Here is an 18,242-nt window from a genome sequence, read left to right on the forward strand (position 1 = left end):
AACTTGAGGGATCTGTCTTTCGGGTTCAGGCGTATCAAGGTATGCTAAGAGCAACTAAAGGAAGGCGGTAAAACCACATGGTTCATGTTTTTTTATGCAGTATGGGCGCCAATATCGCTCCTGAGACGAACTTTCCCCGAGCCAAAGCACTGATCGATGGCATCGGTCAGGCAACGTACTCCACAGCGGCCTACACCCGGCCTGTTGCCATTGATACCGAACATGACTTTCTTAATGCGCTGTTCATCATTAAAACCAAACTTAATATGGACCAGCTTAAATCTGAATTTAATGCCATTGAGGAAACTCTGGGCCGCGATCGTTCGGATCCACGGAGCAGTGAAAAAGACCGTCCTATGGATATTGATATTCTTGGCGAACTCAGTCAGCAAGAAGCTGATGCCGCGTGGCAGCAGGTACCTGACTATCTGCAAGAGATGTGTGCGAGCCTGAAACCTGTCGCCCGACAAATGGAGTTATCTGCATGACCTCAGACGCAACTACAGAACATCAGCCGGTCGCATTGATCACAGGCACCGGACGGCGATTTGGCTTTGAGCTGGCTAAAGCATTACTGGCCGAAGGTTACCTGGTACTTGCCCACTATAATTCGTCGCGCGATGGCGTTGCTGAGCTTGAAGAGTCAGGTGCGCTTGGCTTTCAGGCTGATTTAACCGACCAGCAAGCGATTGAGAAACTGATTAGCGAGGTCCGGCAAAGCACCCAACGCCTCGATTTGCTGGTGAACAACGCATCATGTTTCTTCGACAACGAGCGAGTCAATGCCGATCCACAAGCTCTCGCAGCAGTATTCCAAGTGCATGTTCAAGCCCCTTATCAACTGATTAACGGGCTGAGTGAATTGTTGGCAGCCAACGGCAACGGCGCGGTCATTAACATCACTGATATCTACACTGACAGCCCATCGACGGACTATATCGCCTATTGCGCAGCCAAAGCCGGTTTGGCCAATCTGACCCAAAGCTTTGCCAAGCAACTGGCACCTCAGGTACGGGTGAACGGCATCCAACCCGGCCCTATTCTGTTTTTGCCTGAGCATGACAGTGAGCATCGCGATAAAGTACTTGCCGAGACACCACTACAGGTCGAAGGCGGACTTGAGCCTATGATTCAGGCGGTGCGCTTTTTGCGTGATAATCCCTTTGTTACCGGTGAGTTCATTAAAGTTGATGGCGGCCGGGCATTGCGTATTTAGCAGTTAGAATTAGCCATAAAAAAAGCCAGGCTATGTAGCCTGGCTTTGCGTTCTGAGTACCGGTTAAGCGTCCAGCATCTGGCGCAATACATAATGTAAAATACCGCCATTTTTGTAGTAATCCAGCTCGGTATTGGTGTCGATACGACATTTCACGTCGAATGTAACCTTAGAGCCATCATCTTTTTCTGCTGTTACTTTAAGCATTTGACCCGGCTTGAGCGTTTCATCGATACCCTCAATAGATATCTTCTCATGGCCGGTCAGACCCTGAGCTTCCACACCTTGCTCATTTTCGAACTGCAGTGGTAACACGCCCATACCGATCAGGTTGGAACGGTGAATACGCTCATAACTTTCAGCGATGACCGCTCGTACGCCCAGTAAGGTTGTACCTTTTGCTGCCCAGTCACGACTTGAGCCGGTACCGTACTCTTTACCTGCCAATACAACCAGCGGGGTATTTTCTTTCTGGTACTTCATCGCGGCGTCGTAGATCGACATCTGTTCACCGGACGGCACGTGAATGGTGTAACCACCTTCGACATTATCAAGCATCTGGTTTTTGATACGGATGTTGGCGAAGGTGCCGCGCATCATCACTTCGTGATTACCACGACGTGAACCATAGGAGTTGAAGTCATTCACTGCAACACCGTTCGCTTGCAGGTATTTACCGGCAGGAGAGTCAGGCTTGATTGAGCCCGCTGGTGAAATATGGTCGGTGGTAATCGAGTCAGCAAATACCGCCAGCACACGAGCGTCTTTGACATTGCTCATGGCCTTGAGGGGCTTGTCGATTTCAGTGAAGTAAGGCGGATTCTTCACATAGGTTGAATCATCGCTCCAGTTGTATGTATTACCTTCACCAATTGGGATACCACGCCATTCTTCGTCGCCCTTGAATACTTCACCGTACTCACGACGGAACATCTCACCATCAACGAAGCTCACCGCTTCGGCAATTTCTTTGCTGCTCGGCCAGATATCTTTCAGGTATACCGGATTCCCCTGTTGATCTTCGCCCAGCGGATCTTTGCTGAGGTCAATACGGGTGGTACCAGCTAACGCATAAGCAACGACTAAAGGTGGTGAAGCTAACCAGTTGGCCTGCACCTCTGGATGCACACGGCCTTCAAAGTTACGGTTACCGGAAAGTACCGAAGATACCGTCAAATCACCCTCTTTTATCGCCGCACTAATCTCATCCGGCAGCGGACCTGAGTTACCGATACAGGTGGTACAACCGTAGCCCACCAGATTGAAACCAAGCTTATTCAGTGACGAGGTAAATCCGGCTTTGTCGAGGTAATCGGTAACAACTTTCGAGCCCGGCGCCAGAGAGGATTTCACCCACGGCTTGCGCATTAAGCCTTTTTCAACGGCTTTCTGGGCAACCAGACCGGCAGCCATCAATACACTTGGGTTCGAGGTGTTCGTACAGGAGGTAATTGCCGCAATCACAACATCACCGTGAGACAAGGTGTAATCTTTGTCTTTCACCGGTACCTTCTTGTTTTTCTCGTCAGCTTGTCCTGATTGCTCAAGAATAAGATCGAAGTTAGCGCCAAGTTGCGGCATACCAACGCGATCTTGTGGACGTTTTGGACCTGCCAGCGAAGCTTCGACGGTGCTTAAATCTAATTCCATCGAATCAGTGAACACAGGCTCTTTACCTGTTTCACGCCACATACCTTGTGCCTTGCTGTAAGCCTCGACTAAATCGATAGTTTCCTGTTCACGACCTGACAGCTCAAGATAGCGCAGAGTTTCCTGGTCAACCGGGAAAAAGCCACAAGTAGCACCGTATTCCGGCGCCATATTGGCAATCGTCGCACGGTCAGCCAGCGGCAGATGATCCAGACCCGGGCCGTAGAACTCAACGAATTTACCTACCACACCTTGCTTACGCAGCATCTGGGTGACAGTTAAAACCAAGTCAGTCGCGGTGACGCCCTCCGGCAACTTGCCGGTAACGCGGAAACCAACAACCTCTGGGATCAGCATCGAAATCGGTTGTCCCAGCATGGCTGCTTCGGCTTCGATACCGCCAACACCCCAACCTAACACGCCAAGACCGTTAATCATGGTGGTGTGCGAGTCGGTGCCGACCAGTGTATCTGGTACTACAAAGGTTTTGCCATCCTGCTCTTTGGTCCAGGCAACTTTTGCCAGGTACTCCAGGTTTACCTGGTGGCAGATGCCCGTACCCGGTGGCACAACGCGGAAGTTTTCGAACGCGCTCTGGCCCCAACGCAGGAACTGATAGCGCTCAAAGTTGCGCTCCATTTCGATACGCACGTTCTCTTTGAACGCTTCAGGGGTGGCGAATTGGTCCACCATAACCGAGTGGTCAATAACCAAATCTACCGCCGACAATGGATTAATTTGTTCCGGATCCTGGCCTGCTTTGGCCACAGCATCCCGCATTGCTGCTAAATCAACAATTGCCGGTACGCCGGTAAAATCTTGCATCAGTACCCGCGCTGGCCGGTACTGGATTTCCCGATCAGATTTACGCTCTGCTAACCAATGCGCAATCGCGTCAATATCATCTGGAACAACGGTTTCACCGTCTTCGTTGCGTAACAAGTTTTCCAGTAAAACTTTCATTGAGGTCGGTAATTTATCGATATCACCGATGTTCTTAAGTTTCTCTGCAGCCTTTGGCAAGCTGTGGTAATGATAGGTCTTACCGTTTACTTCTAACGTGCTTAGCGTACTCAAGCTGTCGTTGCTCGACATGGCTTACTCCTTCTTAAAACGATACATCCTCTAAGCTTAGCCGCAAAATCGCGGTTCAGCCATTGCCTTTGCTTATATTCACTATGGGATGTTACATCACAAAGATCAACTCACTAACGTGCTGATACAATGATAGTTTGCCCGCTCTTCGCAATTGCAGCTGATGATGGTATAACCTTAGGTATAATCACGCATTAAGTGCACCCCACTATGCCACACCCCAAGATCGAAATGTTTGAGGCCCTAGGCCAGTATATGGACCTGCTCATGGACGCCATCTGCGTGGTCGACCCGGAGGGACTTTTCGTCTATATCAGCGCCGGCGGCGAACGCGTGTTTGGCTATTCGCCAAAAGAAATGATTGGCAGGTCAATGTTCGATTTTATGCACCCGGATGATCACGACAGGACCCGCGCCCTTGCCGCAGAAATTATGGCCGGACAAGGCAAGGTTGATTTTGAGAACCGCTATCTTCGTAAGAACGGCGAAATTGCCCACATCCTCTGGTCGGCGCGTTATTCGGAATCGGATAACATCCGTATTGCCGTGGCCCGCGATATCACTCACCAACGTAAGATAGAAACCGACCGGGAACAGCTGCTGCAACGTCTAGAGCAACTTGCACTATATGATCCGCTCACTGGGCTGCCTAACCGCAGCTATTTCTACACCCGCGCGCAACAGGCGCTTGCCCAATCAACCGATATTGCTGTTGCCTACGTTGATTTAGATCGCTTTAAGGAAATTAACGACCAGCATGGTCACGCAGTTGGTGATCGGGTGATCCGTGCGGCTACGCAGCGATTACAACAAAACGTGCGCAGTCACGACACTCTCGCGCGAATTGGTGGGGATGAATTTGTGGTGTTGTTTGAACGGGTACAAAATCAGAGCGACGCTCTGGCGATTGCCAATAAGCTACTCACCGCGCTCGATCAGCCCATCGAACTGCCAGAAGGCAAGTTCTGCATCAACGCAAGCGTTGGTATTGCCCTCGCCGGATTACACGGTAATGATCTGGAATCATTGCTGTTACGCGCCGATGACGCGATGTACCGGGCTAAACGTCTGCCAGAGCAGCAGGTGATGTTGGCATCAACTTAAAATTCTTACAAAGCTTTTGATGTGATTGCCAGGCGGCTTATAATAGAAGCCCTAGCTAACCGAAAAGGAACAACGATGAGCCAGGTATTGCAGGATTTGCTTGATTTACTTCGCTTGGAAACAATCGACCAGGGAATCTATCGGGGTCAGAGTCAGGATTTAGGCTTTGGCGCGGTCTTCGGCGGCCAGGTCATCGGTCAGGCGCTCTCCGCAGCTAAGGAAACCTTGCCTGAAGATCGCAAGGTACACTCGCTTCATTCCTACTTTTTACGCCCCGGCAATGCGCAAAAACCTATCATTTACGATGTCGAAAATGTTCGTGATGGCAAGAGCTTCTCGACCCGTCGGGTAAAAGCTGTGCAAAACGGTAAGCCTATCTTTTACATGACGGCATCGTTCCAAATTGATGAGCCAGGCTTTGAGCACCAGGACACCATGCCTGAAGTTCCCGGACCTGAAGGCTTAGTTTCTGATATTGACATCTACCGCGAACACGCAGAACTGATTCCAGAAAAGATCCGCAATAAATTCATTTCGGAAAAGCCGATTGAAATGCGTTTTGTTACGGCCAACAATCCGTTCAAGCCAAAAATTGATAAGCCCAAACGCTACGTCTGGATCCGTGCCAACGGCGCCATGCCGAATGACTCACGGGTGCACAAGTACCTGCTCGCTTATGCTTCTGATTTCAACTTTCTGCCAACCGCTTTACAGCCGCACGGCGTAAGCTTCGCGCAGCCGGACATGCAAATGGCCACCATTGATCATTCCATGTGGTTTCATAAAGATTTTCGGCTGGATGATTGGATCTTGTACGCAATTGATAGTCCGGTCGCCTGCGGTGCCCGCGGCCTGGTGCGCGGTCAGTTCTTTACCCGCGACGGCGTGTTAGTTGCCTCCACCGCGCAAGAAGGCGTGATGCGTAAGCATACGAGAAAGTAGCGCGCCACCAGTTCACGACCTAAGTAATAATAGTCAGTGTAATCGCCATTGGCATAGGTGCCAAGCAGTTGACCGTCCTGGCTGTAATAGCTGTACCACGCGGCGGCCGTGAGCGTCGTAGGTCGTTCCACTGACACTGTGGCAACTGAGCATCCATTTCGAAGATCGACTGGATGATCATATAGACCTACGAAAAGTTGGCTGACACAGAGTATTGAACACTCTTATTAATACCGGTGACGTGGAGTTGTAATCACTCCTTTTTAAAGCAAAGGCTGAAACAATATCAGGAAAACAACCAAAACCTTGAAAATTAGTCTGCTGAAGATTAATCTAATTCCTGATAATCCGACAAAGCGAATTCTGGTTTCTTGGTATCATTAAATAAATCAGATAAAAAAACTAAGGTATAAGGAGCAGCTCCTACAAAGATACTATGTTTCTTCCCAAAGAGCTGGAAAGTAAAGCCACAGATACCCTTGTTACCAAAAGTTGGATGAATGTGAAACACAAAGCGTTTTGGATTTAAATGAGATTTCACAGGTATCTCAATCACATCATTATCCACTCCATCCGCACCCTTCGACACCACAAGACTTCCTTCCTCCCGTCTATCATCCAAATCTAACATATCGTTAGCCAACGTTATCATTTCCCCTGATGACATTGAGAACACTATGCTGTCTATTTGCTGAACCGGGTCTAAGTAAATACGGAGCGACTCGAGCTTTCCATTCAGCACTGACACTAGCTCTTCTTCTATTTCTCTGTTGACATCAGCGTTCATCACGGGTTCTCTTTTTTGGGGTAGTGTAATGTCTCGTGCGTTTTACTTCCATTAGCTGGCACTTCAATTCTTGCGCCCTTTTTATCAGTTGCAGGCCTTAATCTCACGCCATTTTCCGCTACCTCATGCCCCCGATCATTGGTCTTTGACTTGCTTCCCCCCAAAACTTCAAAGTCTTTCTCTGGATCACCTGTTCCACCGTTATCTTTAGAAAGTGGTCCACTATTGTGTCTATTTCCTTGATCGTTAACTTTTTCATCTTGTTCACCCACATAGTCATCAGGCAAATTTGATGGCGATTCATTAAAAACAGCGCCAATCACCATCCGAGCAAGCGATAGCGCTCGCCCAGTTGGCGTCGCTCGAAGCGTTACGCCCGCCGCAACAGAACGTGCGGCGGCTCTGCTCGCAAACTGTCCCCGACCTATTTGCCCACTTGAAAGCGCACGCGTATCGGCCAGTTCAGCTCGTGAGAATGGGATGGGCTCTGCACCATCCGGATCCACATACTTATACGGGTTGATATTCGCATACGCGTAGCGGTTAAAACTATGAACATCACGGAACCCAACCGGGTCATTCGAATGTTGCCTCTACCGTGCAAGAAGGCGTCATGCGGAAACATGCCAAGAAGTAGGCATTGGTCGGTTATTTTTAATCATAATAGAAAGGTACTTTGGTGACACTTATTATAATACCTTTTTCAACATTTCTCTCAACTCCAATATATATGTCATTTTGTACATTAATTTCTTTTACATACTCTTTGTTATCCATAATCACTTGTATCTGCAATATTGTTTTGTTTTTTAATTTAAATTTAAAAGAATCAACGAAGCCTAAACTAAAGTCGGAGACTGCACTTTTTGAATGCCAGAACTCAATTTCATTTGCGAATATGGTAACGCTTTGACCATTAAACCCATCTTGAACATCGACTGTAACAGAACTAAGTTCAGAAGCCTTTGCAGAATACGATATTATCATTATGAAAATTAACAAAGTGATTGAGATTTTTTTCATTATTATTCTCCCCTACTGGTTGTTGATATGAATTATATCTATTTGAGTCTTGCTTATTTCCAGGCTGTTACTAATTCTTGATTGTAACATTAAACCACCTGTCATATGACTTAGACCAGCAGCATGCCCAAACTCATGAGCAGAGGTTCTATTAAATTGAGGCTCAGTTAATGTGTTTTTTAAGTTTATTGTTGAGCCTTGTAGAGAACCTAGGACTCTATCATTAGGAAAGACAGAGCTATCTTGTATATTTATTTCATGTCGCCCATCTAAAGGGGTATCTGGAGAGCCAATATCTATAGAGGCACTTGTGGACCAACTAGCATCTTCTGAGCTTCCTGAAAATGAAGACTCAATCTGAGTCTTCATTTGTGATGCTAACCCTGATAATTGCTCACTAGAAAGAGTTCCTGTTCTATCTATCATCACACCAGTGAATTCTATTTTAGTTTCTTTTATTTTTTTTCCATCATCTCTTATTACACTTTGTTGCTTTGATTTAATCTCTCGACCATCGGGATCTACATATTTGTATGGATTGTTACTTACATACGAGTATCTATTAAACGAGTGAACAGGATTCTTAGCTACATACCCAACCGGGTCATTCGAATAAAACCGCCCAATGTTGGCATCGTAATAGCGTTGCTGCATATACACGAGGCCAAGGTCATCATCTTCGACGTGTCCGGTGTAGCCAGGTGCATCGCTTTGCGTGCTGTCGCTGTAGCGCGCCACCATTTCACGACCTAGGTAATAGTAGTCAGTGTAATCGCCATCGGCGTAGGTGCCAAGCAGTTGACCGTCCTGGCTGTAATAGCTGTAGGTGGTGCTGCCTGATACGGTTTTCGCCACGCGGCGGCCGTGACCGTCGTAGCGGTAGCTGATACCTCCTAAGCCGCTGATTTGCCCAGCGCGGTTAAAGCTAAAGCTGCGCTGACCGTTGCTAATCACATTGCCGCGGTTATCGTAACTAAAGTTACGCGCGGTGCTGCCGCTGATATGCGTCAGTCGCTTAGCGCTATCGTAATGATAGGTGTCGCTGGCACTGCCAAGCAATCGCGTCAACAGGTTGCCATTGCTGTCGTAGCTAAAGCTACCCTGTCCCCAATGACCGTTGGCTGCGACTAAGCGGTCAAGGCCGTCGTAACTGAGTCCTGTGACGCTATGGGTGCCATTGACGCCATCGCTGATGCTTTGGATGTTATTGTTCGCATCATAGGTGTAGCTCAAGTTGACTACGTGGTCGTAACCAAGAACCTCACGCTTGCTCAGTCGCTGTTGGCTGTCGAGGGTTTGCCACAGCGTCAGCCAGTTCGCTGTATCGTAGCCACGCAAAATACCATTGGCATAATAGCTCGCATTAGTGGCGTAGCTGCCCGCTTGCGTCGGCTCGCCATACGCGTTCGGGGCATAGCCCACGACACGGCCCGACGGATAAATAGCCGACACTCGGTGTCCAGCAGTGTTGTAGCCATAGTCGGTAAGAAACTGCAGGCCATCAATACTCAGTTGTTCACTCTCAAGCAAGCCCAGCGTGTTGTAACCGTAAGACCAAATCGCATTGCCAGCAGTTAATTGCGTGAGCTGCCCTTGTGCATCAAAGGTGTATTGGCGCGTCGGTGTGGCATCAGGAAAGCTCTGCTGACGTATGTTGCCGACATTGTCGTAAGTGTATTTAATTTTTCGGGTGGAATACACGCTACTTGCATCACAACTGGCGGTGCTGCCATTCGCGCCCGGTGCCTCCCACAATAAATCGCCTACCGCGTTGTAGTAATAGGCGGTCGCACCCACATCATCACGCACCACTTTACACAGCCGCTGCTGGGCATCGTAGCGGCGGTACTCCGTACTGCCGCCTTGACTGATACTAACGGGTTGGTCAAACAGGTTATAACTGAGCGTGGTGGTCACCCCTTCTGGCGCGCTTATCACCGTCGCTAGTTCTTGCTCGGGTACGCCGAGCCCGCGATAGGTCGTCGTGGTACTGTAACCGCGGGCATTGGTTTCCCGTACCCGGTTACCACTCAGATAGCTATAGCTCGTGCCCTGATTAGTCACCGTATTGCGCACCTGCCGCACCCGCTGCAAGCCATCGTAGCTGGTGGTATGCCCCGCACTCAGACTGGTGGTGCGACTTGGATACGACACAAAGGTTGGCTGGTTGTACGCATCAAAACGCTGGCGCACATAACGGTTTATCTGCGTGCTAAGGTCTTGCTCACGGGTCAGCACCGGGCGCAACAGCGCATCATGCTCAATCCGTTTTTCATAATTACCACGGGTGTGTGTTTGCACCAGATAGCCGTTTTCATCGGTGTAGCTCATCGTCGTTGCTAACCATGGGCTCGGCGGGGTGATACTGGTCACACGCCCTAACACATCATAGCTGTACTGCGTGGTCACGCCATTAAAGTTGGTCACCGCCGTCACTTCACCGCGCGCGTTCACCGTTTGACTGGCACTTACTGTGCCACTGCCGTAGCGTTGCGGTAAGGTAATGCTGGTGGGAATACCGCGCACATAGTTGTTAAACTCAACAAAGCGATTCGGGACATTCCAACTCTCACGCTTTAACAAGCCACTGCTATGATGAGTTTGCGTGCGCTGCAACACCCCAAACGAACTCTGCTGATACGGCAATAACGGCGTACTGCTGCTGGCACTGTAATAATTTTGAGAGCTGACACTGGTCCAGTTCACACCATCACTTGAACGCTCTGTCTCGGTAGGTAAATTTAGCCCCACGCATAGGTGTCATGTTGATAGCTGGTGCGGGTATAACGCGAACCTTGTGCGCTTTGCTCGTAAATCAGCTCAGGTTTGCCGTATGCATTGTAGTCATCATAGCTGGTGGTATAGCTGCTTAACGCGCCGCCGTCATGGGTCTTCAGCGTCTGCGAAGCGACATAACGGTGATTGTTATGCATCGCTTCATTAGCGAACTTGCGTACCGGTGAACATGTTTGGAAGGCCAGTGGTGGATACTCTTGCGGCTTGCACGATTCGAACCGAACACTGCCACTTTTCGCAACGATGTCGTAGTGCGTCACATTCGAGCGCAATAACGTACTACCGTTGGTGTCATACCAAAACGTTGCGACCTGCTGTCCTTCGAGTGCTGTATAACTACGATGAAACACATGCACCGCACGACTGCCATCTGGACCCTGCACGGTGGTCGAGCGCAAGTCCATCAAGTCATAGCCCGTGGGCGTGAACGGGAGACCGGTGAGCGCCTGTGCCGGCGGTGTCGCCAGCGTCGATGTTTTCGGTGAGCCCGCATTTTGCGAATAACTGTAATGCCACGTCAGTTGTTCGTTATTAAACGTGAGCGTTTTTTGCATAACCGCCATCGACGAGAAACAGCGACTATTATTTGGTAGTTTTTGTGAGATCCCAAACTGCGTCAACTGCTGACGTAGAGTGAAGACCGCGCCGTTAGGGTGCTCCAACGTTGAATCTTTCGGTGGTAAATTAAGCACCTGACAGTCGTTTTGCATCGTGCCGGCTTGATAGCCACCAAAATCCGCAAAGTTCAAATCAAACTGCCAGCGCTTCCCATCAGGACGAATCACATCCGTTAAGATATCTTTGTTAACTTGGTCAAATCCGTCAAATTCAATCGTATAATCATAGTTCCAGGTTTTTCCATCAGCGGCAATCTGGCTGATACGCTCACCCTGACCACCTTGCTCATAAAAGAATTCAATCTCGCGCCCATCACTCGCTTCTATCCGCAGAAGTTTTTCACCATAAATCGCAGGCGCAATATACGCGTGCGCCGGCATGGTCGTTTCTTCATAGGTATAGTTCACCCAGTTCCCAAAGCGGTCCTCAATTCGACTGACCTGCACATTTAGGGTATAGGTTTGCATAAGTACGGTGGTCGGGTAATCAGGGTTGAGCAATTGCCCCTCCTGATCAACAGCAATGAAGCTTGCGGGGACCAGCGCAAGCACATCTAGCGTGTAAACGACGCCCTCAGGAGAGGTCACCACAAAACCATAACGGTCCGTCAGACAGCTGATTTTCCAGTTATCGGCCAGGCGGTCGGAGTTCGTTCCATTCCCCTCTCGCAACTTCTGATTCGTCTGCCCTGGAATGTTCAGTATGTCACCGCTCCAATAACTCGACGCCGCCACCGTGGCAAATTGGGTGTCGACATACATCGGCGTAATTTGGCCATTACATCCCGGCACATGACTCAACCCTTTACGCGTTTGCATCATGTAGTTCATGTCGTATTCAAGCGTGGTCGTGGTGAGACTTGGCAATTCCAGCGACCAGTCGCCAAAATGCAAATTGTTGGCAAAGTTGTTTTTCGAACCCCAGTACGAACGCCGAACTTCAACCGGTAAAGCACTATTCCCCCGAAGTGCAACATCAACATGCTCAAACTGAATCGCGCCTGAGTTTAGATCGACCCGCTCACCAAAGAGCTCTGTGGTCTCCGGAGTGATATGTGGGGTGACCTCCATTCGTGACAGCGCCACCTCTGTAGCAAGTCTGTCGTTGCCATTAGTGCTCGCGGTCGATAACAAACTAAAGCTGGAGCTCGTAGGACGTTGATTCTTTTGCTTACCCTGATGTTGATCAAGCAGGAATGCGGAAATCGCTTTGACTTCATCGTCACGCTCAGGCTTGCCTTTAGCAGAGACCAGAGGAGCGCTAAGTAAACTTCCCGAGAAAACAGTGACGACAAACAGATTGAGGAGGCGCATCTTAGTAGTCCTCACTTTTACCAAACGGGCGGTACTGCGACTGCAGGGTGACACTCTGATTGCCGTTGGTTTCGGCAATCACGCTGCCGAGAATGTCCTGATGCACAAAGGTTACCCCATAGGGGATTTGTGAGAACGTTGTAATGCTTTGGGTTTGCACCGACGTCGGTTCATCGAGAACAAAGCTACCGGCTAAAAGCAAGGTTTCCCCATCAGAAAAGGTAGCCGTTGCGATAATTTCCTGCCCTGCGAAACCCGCGGCTTCAACCGGATTAATGCGCCAGTTAAACGACTGATAGAGCATTTCAGAAGCACAGACTTTATGGTCTAGCTGCCTTTTCAACCGCTGAGCACGGATAACAGCTAACATGGACTGTGTTTGGACTGCATCCGGTTTCGACGATGCAGCAAGCACGAGCTCTTGTGCGGGGGTATGCGTTGGCGTGCACATCCATCCTTGTACCATCACCGCACCAGAGGGGTCGGTGGTGACATCACCAATGGCGCCAAGCGCACCTGCCTGTACCTGTGCACACCACAAGCAACCGGCAATGAAGATCCTTTTCTGCATAACACTATCCTTAACATATTTTATCATCGTGTTATTTTATTGATACCACTTGTTAACTTTGCTAATCAATTATTTTTTCCGCTAGGCTTCAGTTCGCTACATACAAAAAAGCCCGCAAAAGCGGGCTTTTATCTCATCAGGGACAGTCTTATGCTAAGAGATGCTAAAGAAGAAGCCAGCGATGGCGGCGCTCATCATATTCGCCAGGGTTGCCGCGAGCAATGCGCGCATGCCGAGCCGGGCGATATCGTGGCGACGGCTTGGCGCCATACCACCGAGACCACCGAGCAGAATGGCAATCGACGAAAAGTTAGCGAAGCCACACAAGACGAAGGTAATGATTACCTGGCTATGGGCACTGAGCTGATCTTTGTAATTGACGAAGTCGAGGTAGGCAACAAACTCGTTGATGACCAGCTTCTGGCCAATAAAGCTACCCGCGAGCTGGGCTTCATCCCAATTTACGCCAAGGACATAAGCGATGGGCTGGAACACATAACCAAAGAGTTCCTGTAACGATAAGTCCGGATAACCAAACCAACCACCGACCCAACCAAAAATACCGTTAATTAAAGCGATTAACGCAACGAAGGCAATCAGCATCGCACCAACATTGATGGCAAGCTGAACACCACTGGAAGCACCTGCAGCGGCAGCATCGATGACGTTGACCGCACGGTCTTCGACTTCAATGTCGCCGGCTTTCTGGGCATCAGTACCATCAATAATATTTTCAATATCTTCGCGCGGCTTATCCAGCTCTGGCATGATCATTTTCGCCATCATCAGGCCCGCCGGAGCTGCCATGAAGCTCGCTGCGATCAAATACTTTAGCTCAACCCCAACTCCGGCATAACCTGCCAGCACTGAGCCCGATACCGAACACATACCACCCACCATAACGGCAAATAACTCTGAGCGCGTCATGCTGCGAATAAACGGACGTACCATCATCGGTGCTTCGGTCTGACCCACGAAGATGTTGGCCGCTGCGGACATAGATTCTGGTCGGCTGCTGCCAATAACTCTATGCAGTGAGCCGCCGAGGATCTTGATGATCCATTTCATGATGCCGAGATAATAAAGTACGGAAATTAACGAGGAGAAGAAGACAATAACGCTTAAAACCTGAATCGCGAACACAAACCCAAAGTCAGAAGACGCCAGACCACCGAACATAAAGTCAATACCGGCACCGGTGAAGGCGATAATTTTCGCAACGCCGGAGGCAACTGCGTAAAGCACATCCTGGCCAAAAGGAACGTATAGAACGAAAGCACCAAGGGCAACCTGAATTGCAAATGCACCGCCTACTGTGCGCCAGCGTATATTTTTGCGACTGTTCGAAAATATGAAAGCAATAAGAAATAAAATGGCGATGCCGAGAAAACTATTCATACGTGAGACCGTTGTTGTTGTTAGTTCTTACTCCGCCAGTAACTGACGGATTTTCGATTTTATAAGGTCAATGGCAATCTCATTCTGACCGCCGCGAGTGACTACCAAATCAGCAAATTGCTTAGATGGCAGAATAAACTCGAAGAATGCTGGGCGAACCGTTTCCTCATACTGCTCGGCGACGGACTGGATAGTTCTGCCCCGTTCTTCTACATCTCGAGTCATACGGCGCAATAAACACACATCAAGAGGTGTGTCCATAAACACCGAGATATCGAATAACTTACGCAAATGTGGATCGTGGAGCAACAAAATCCCTTCCACCATGATCACCCGACCCGGCTGAACCTTAATGGTTTCCGTGGTTCTTGTATGGCTTTTGTAGCTGTATTGTGGCATTGCCACCGCCTGACCATCGCGAAGTTGCTCCAGATGTTGCACCAGTAGCTCGTGTTCAAACGCAGACGGGTGATCGTAGTTCGTCAATTGCCGTTGCTCGAACGTCAGATGGCTTTGGTCACGGTAATACGCATCTTCCGCAAGTATCGCAATACCATTGCCTCCCAGTTCAGCAACGAGCTCCTGGTAGACAGTTGATGCGAATAGACTTTTACCTGACGCTGAGGCACCAGCGATGGCGATGATGGTCGTTTTTCCCACGCGAAAATTCTTCATTTGCCTAATAATAGCCGGCAATTATCCTTGATCCATCCGGTAATTGGAAGTGTTGTAAGCACTAGACCAATCTTGTTACATTTTTTTGCTCTTCACACGATTACAACAACACCCCACTGCCGTATTATCAGAGTGTTAAAAACACAAAACGGAAGATAGCTATGCGATTATCGAAGACTTTAACGGCCATGGCCGTTGCTACAGTTCTGCTTGGCGGATGCCAGGCAACCGCACAACAAACCTCAGCGAATAACGCTGTCACAATGCAACAACAGAATTTACCTGATGTTGATATCAGCTACGAAACCTTCACCCTCGATAATGGCTTGACCGTTGTCGTGCATGAAGACCGTAAAGCCCCCATCGTTGCCGTCAACGTCTGGTATGGCGTTGGCTCAAAAGATGAAAGCGAAGGCCAGACAGGTTTCGCGCATTTGTTCGAACATTTAATGTTCAACGGTACCGAAAACTACGATGATGAGTACTTTGGCCCGTTCGAGCGTGCCGGGGCGACCGACATGAACGGTACCACCAACAGTGACCGAACCAACTATTTCCAAAACGTTCCTACTCCAGCGTTAGATATGGCGCTGTGGATGGAATCCGACCGTATGGGCCATTTGCTAGGCGCGGTAACCCAGGAAAAGCTTGATGAACAACGTGGCGTTGTACAAAACGAAAAACGTCAGGGCGAAGCCCAGCCGTATGGCCGTGTATTCGGTTTCCTGGCCGAACAAACGTTCCCTGAAGGTCACCCCTACTCGTGGTCAGTGATCGGTTCAATGGAAGATTTGAATGCAGCATCACTTGATGACGTGCATCAATGGTTTAACGACTACTACGGTGCCGCGAATGCGGTTGTGGTGTTGGCGGGCGACATCGACGTTGAAACTGCCAAACAGAAAATGAACAAGTACTTCGGTGATATCGAAGCTGGCAAACCACTGAAAAAACTCAACAGCTGGGTTGCTAAGCGCGAAGGCACCAAGCGTGCAACGATGGAAGACAATGTTCCGGCAGCACGTCTGTATAAGCTTTGGAATACCGCGGAAATGGGCACAGCAGACTCAGATTATCTAGGTTTGTTGGTTGATATTCTTGCCAGCGGTAAGAATTCACGTCTGTATCAGCGTCTGGTTTATGATGAGCAAATCGCCAGCATGGTTTCAGGCTTTAACTACGAGCGTGTACTGGCCGGTCAATTCTTCATTATTGCCGATGCCAAGCCAGGCGTAGATATGGATCGTATCGAAGCGATCATCGATGAAGAAGTTGCAAAAATCATCGCGGAAGGCCCAACCGCAGAAGAACTGGAGCGTACTAAGTTCAGTACTGTTGCCGGTTTCGTACGTGGCGCCGAGCGTATTGGCGGCTTCGGCGGTAAATCAGATATTCTGGCTGCCGGTGAAGTTTACCACGGTGATCCGGGCTACTATGAGCAGTCAATGGAACACCTGAAAGAAGCAACCCCTGCAAAAGTTCAAGCTGCTGCAGAGCGCTGGTTAAGTGATGGTGCCTTTGTCCTGAACGTGGTTCCACAACCTAATTACACCACTATCGAATCACAAGCCGATCGATCAGAGTTGCCAGAAGTTGGTGAATTACCTCAACTTGAACTGCCAGAACTGACTACCTTTACCTTGTCAAACGGTTTAGAAGTTGCTTTGGCCGAACGTCATGACGTACCTACCGTACAAATGCGTCTGGTTATCGACAGCGGCTATGCCTCAGACTTCGGTGGCAAAGTCGGTACCGCCAGCTACACCATGAGCATGTTACGTGAAGGTACCACCTCGCGTGATAGCCTTGAATTAAGCAAAGAGCTTGAGTCACTAGGTACCAACCTGTATGCCAGCGCCAGCCTTGATAACTCAACGGTAAGCATGGATACCCTGGTCACCAGCCTGGTACCAAGCTTAGACATCATGGCCGATGTGTTGATGAATCCGGCATTCTCAGAAGAAGAAATCGAGCGTAAACGTGGTCTCTGGATTGAAAGTATCAAAAAAGAGAAAGCACAGCCTACCTCGCAAGCCTTCCGCGTGTTGCCGCAGTTGATTTTCGGTGATAACCACGCCTACAGCGTGCCGTTCACTGGCTCAGGTACTGAAGCATCAATCCAATCACTAACGCGTGCTGATCTGGTCAACCACGCTGAAACCTGGTTACGTCCGGACATTTCACGGTTAGTGATCGTTGGCGCCACCACCGAAGCTGAAATTAAGCCGTTGCTTGAAGAGTACCTTGGTGCATGGACCAGCCCTGCCACTGCCGCTCCAGAGAAGCAATTCACTGCAGTTGAGCCACAGCAGGAAGCGCGCGTGTACCTTATCGATCAACCAGGTACTCCGCAGTCGACTATCATTGCTGGCCATTTAGCGCCATCAAGCAATGTTGATAACGCTGAAGCCATTGACGTGATGAACACCATTCTTGGTGGTAGTTTCACCAGTCGTCTGAACATGAACCTGCGCGAAGACAAAGGTTGGTCTTACGGTGCACGTTCAAGTTGGTACGCAGCTGATGAAGCAGGCATGATGCTGGCAACGGCTCCGGTTCAAACCGACAAAACCAAAGAATCGATTCAGGAAATCCTGAAAGAATTTGAAGGTTATTTAGGTGCCAACCCGGCAACCGCTGACGAACTTGAGAAAGTCATCTCGAACAAAACGGCGAAGCTCCCAGGCGCTTACGAGACCAAAGCAGCATTGCTTGGTTCTATCGTAAACACCCTGGAAAAGGGCAAGGACATGACCTGGTTGGAAAATTACGGCCAGCGTATTCGTTCACTTGAAGTCGATACGATTCGTGATACCGCAGATGACGTATTACGTCCTAACGACTTGACGTGGGTTATCATCGGCGACCTGAGTCTGATTGAAGACGAAGTTCGCTCATTGAACCTCGGCACAGTTACTAAACTGGACAGCGACGGTAACGCGCTGTAACACCAGTTTTTTCATCTGCTTTAAGCCGCTCCACGTGAGCGGCTTTTTTTTTGGTCTTTTTGGTATCACAGCACGTAGGGTGTACCATAGTTACAGGTTGTACTAA

Annotated in this window: 14 protein-coding genes; 5 read left to right on the top strand and 9 right to left on the bottom strand. The window is 49.3% G+C overall.

The genetic code is table 11. The annotated features are described in order from the left end of the window. Positions 1-77: 77 nt before the first annotated feature. A complete protein-coding gene (locus CWI69_RS04865) occupies positions 78-488 on the top strand; it encodes a 2-amino-4-hydroxy-6-hydroxymethyldihydropteridine diphosphokinase (RefSeq protein ID WP_126762392.1) in 411 nt (136 codons plus the stop codon). After that, on the top strand, positions 485-1,216 hold the full coding sequence (locus CWI69_RS04870) for an SDR family NAD(P)-dependent oxidoreductase (protein WP_126762394.1): 732 nt from the start codon (positions 485-487) through the stop codon (positions 1,214-1,216). The genes CWI69_RS04865 and CWI69_RS04870 overlap by 4 nt, the downstream gene beginning before the upstream one ends. A 63-nt stretch (positions 1,217-1,279) precedes the next feature. Here CWI69_RS04870 and acnA read toward each other — a convergent pair whose 3' ends face one another. Then, complete coding sequence (gene acnA / locus CWI69_RS04875) at positions 1,280-3,961, bottom strand: aconitate hydratase AcnA (RefSeq protein ID WP_126762396.1); 2,682 nt, start codon at positions 3,959-3,961, stop codon at positions 1,280-1,282. A gap of 231 nt (positions 3,962-4,192) precedes the next feature. Here acnA and CWI69_RS04880 point away from each other — a divergent pair, with 231 nt between their 5' ends. Beyond that, positions 4,193-5,065, top strand: coding sequence for a sensor domain-containing protein (locus tag CWI69_RS04880; RefSeq protein WP_126762853.1), 873 nt, complete (start codon positions 4,193-4,195; stop codon positions 5,063-5,065). Positions 5,066-5,140: 75 nt separating this feature from the next. Next, entirely contained in the window at positions 5,141-6,007 is an 867-nt protein-coding gene (gene tesB, locus CWI69_RS04885) for an acyl-CoA thioesterase II (protein ID WP_126762398.1), read from the top strand. 328 nt (positions 6,008-6,335) lie between these two features. Here the strand turns inward: tesB and CWI69_RS04895 are convergent, their stop codons facing one another. The 8 genes from CWI69_RS04895 to udk all read right to left on the bottom strand — a co-directional run bounded on the left by CWI69_RS04895 (position 6,336) and on the right by udk (position 15,173). After that, a complete protein-coding gene (locus CWI69_RS04895; protein WP_126762402.1) occupies positions 6,336-6,797 on the bottom strand; it encodes a hypothetical protein in 462 nt (153 codons plus the stop codon). Beyond that, positions 6,794-7,120, bottom strand: coding sequence for a hypothetical protein (locus CWI69_RS04900; RefSeq protein WP_126762405.1), 327 nt, complete (start codon positions 7,118-7,120; stop codon positions 6,794-6,796). The genes CWI69_RS04895 and CWI69_RS04900 overlap by 4 nt, the downstream gene beginning before the upstream one ends. A gap of 328 nt (positions 7,121-7,448) precedes the next feature. Then, on the bottom strand, positions 7,449-7,817 hold the full coding sequence (locus CWI69_RS04910; RefSeq protein ID WP_126762407.1) for a hypothetical protein: 369 nt from the start codon (positions 7,815-7,817) through the stop codon (positions 7,449-7,451). Positions 7,818-7,829: 12 nt separating this feature from the next. Further along, entirely contained in the window at positions 7,830-10,568 is a 2,739-nt protein-coding gene (locus tag CWI69_RS04915; protein WP_126762409.1) for an RHS repeat domain-containing protein, read from the bottom strand. Continuing rightward, entirely contained in the window at positions 10,559-12,544 is a 1,986-nt protein-coding gene (locus CWI69_RS04920) for a hypothetical protein (protein ID WP_126762411.1), read from the bottom strand. Before CWI69_RS04920 ends, CWI69_RS04915 begins: the two co-directional genes overlap by 10 nt. A gap of 1 nt (position 12,545) precedes the next feature. Beyond that, positions 12,546-13,115 (bottom strand): hypothetical protein, encoded by a 570-nt coding sequence (locus CWI69_RS04925; RefSeq protein ID WP_126762413.1) that lies wholly within the window; start codon positions 13,113-13,115, stop codon positions 12,546-12,548. 153 nt (positions 13,116-13,268) lie between these two features. Next, complete coding sequence (locus CWI69_RS04930) at positions 13,269-14,513, bottom strand: NupC/NupG family nucleoside CNT transporter (protein ID WP_126762415.1); 1,245 nt, start codon at positions 14,511-14,513, stop codon at positions 13,269-13,271. A 27-nt stretch (positions 14,514-14,540) separates the two neighbouring features. Continuing rightward, positions 14,541-15,173, bottom strand: a complete 633-nt coding sequence (gene udk / locus CWI69_RS04935) for a uridine kinase (protein WP_126762417.1) — start codon at positions 15,171-15,173, stop codon at positions 14,541-14,543. A gap of 176 nt (positions 15,174-15,349) precedes the next feature. On the opposite strand from udk, the gene CWI69_RS04940 reads away from it, so the two are divergent. Further along, a complete protein-coding gene (locus CWI69_RS04940; protein ID WP_126762419.1) occupies positions 15,350-18,136 on the top strand; it encodes a M16 family metallopeptidase in 2,787 nt (928 codons plus the stop codon). Positions 18,137-18,242: the final 106 nt, after the last annotated feature.

The organism is Pseudidiomarina halophila (assembly GCF_003987215.1).
Classification (GTDB): Bacteria; Pseudomonadota; Gammaproteobacteria; order Enterobacterales; family Alteromonadaceae; genus Pseudidiomarina; species Pseudidiomarina halophila.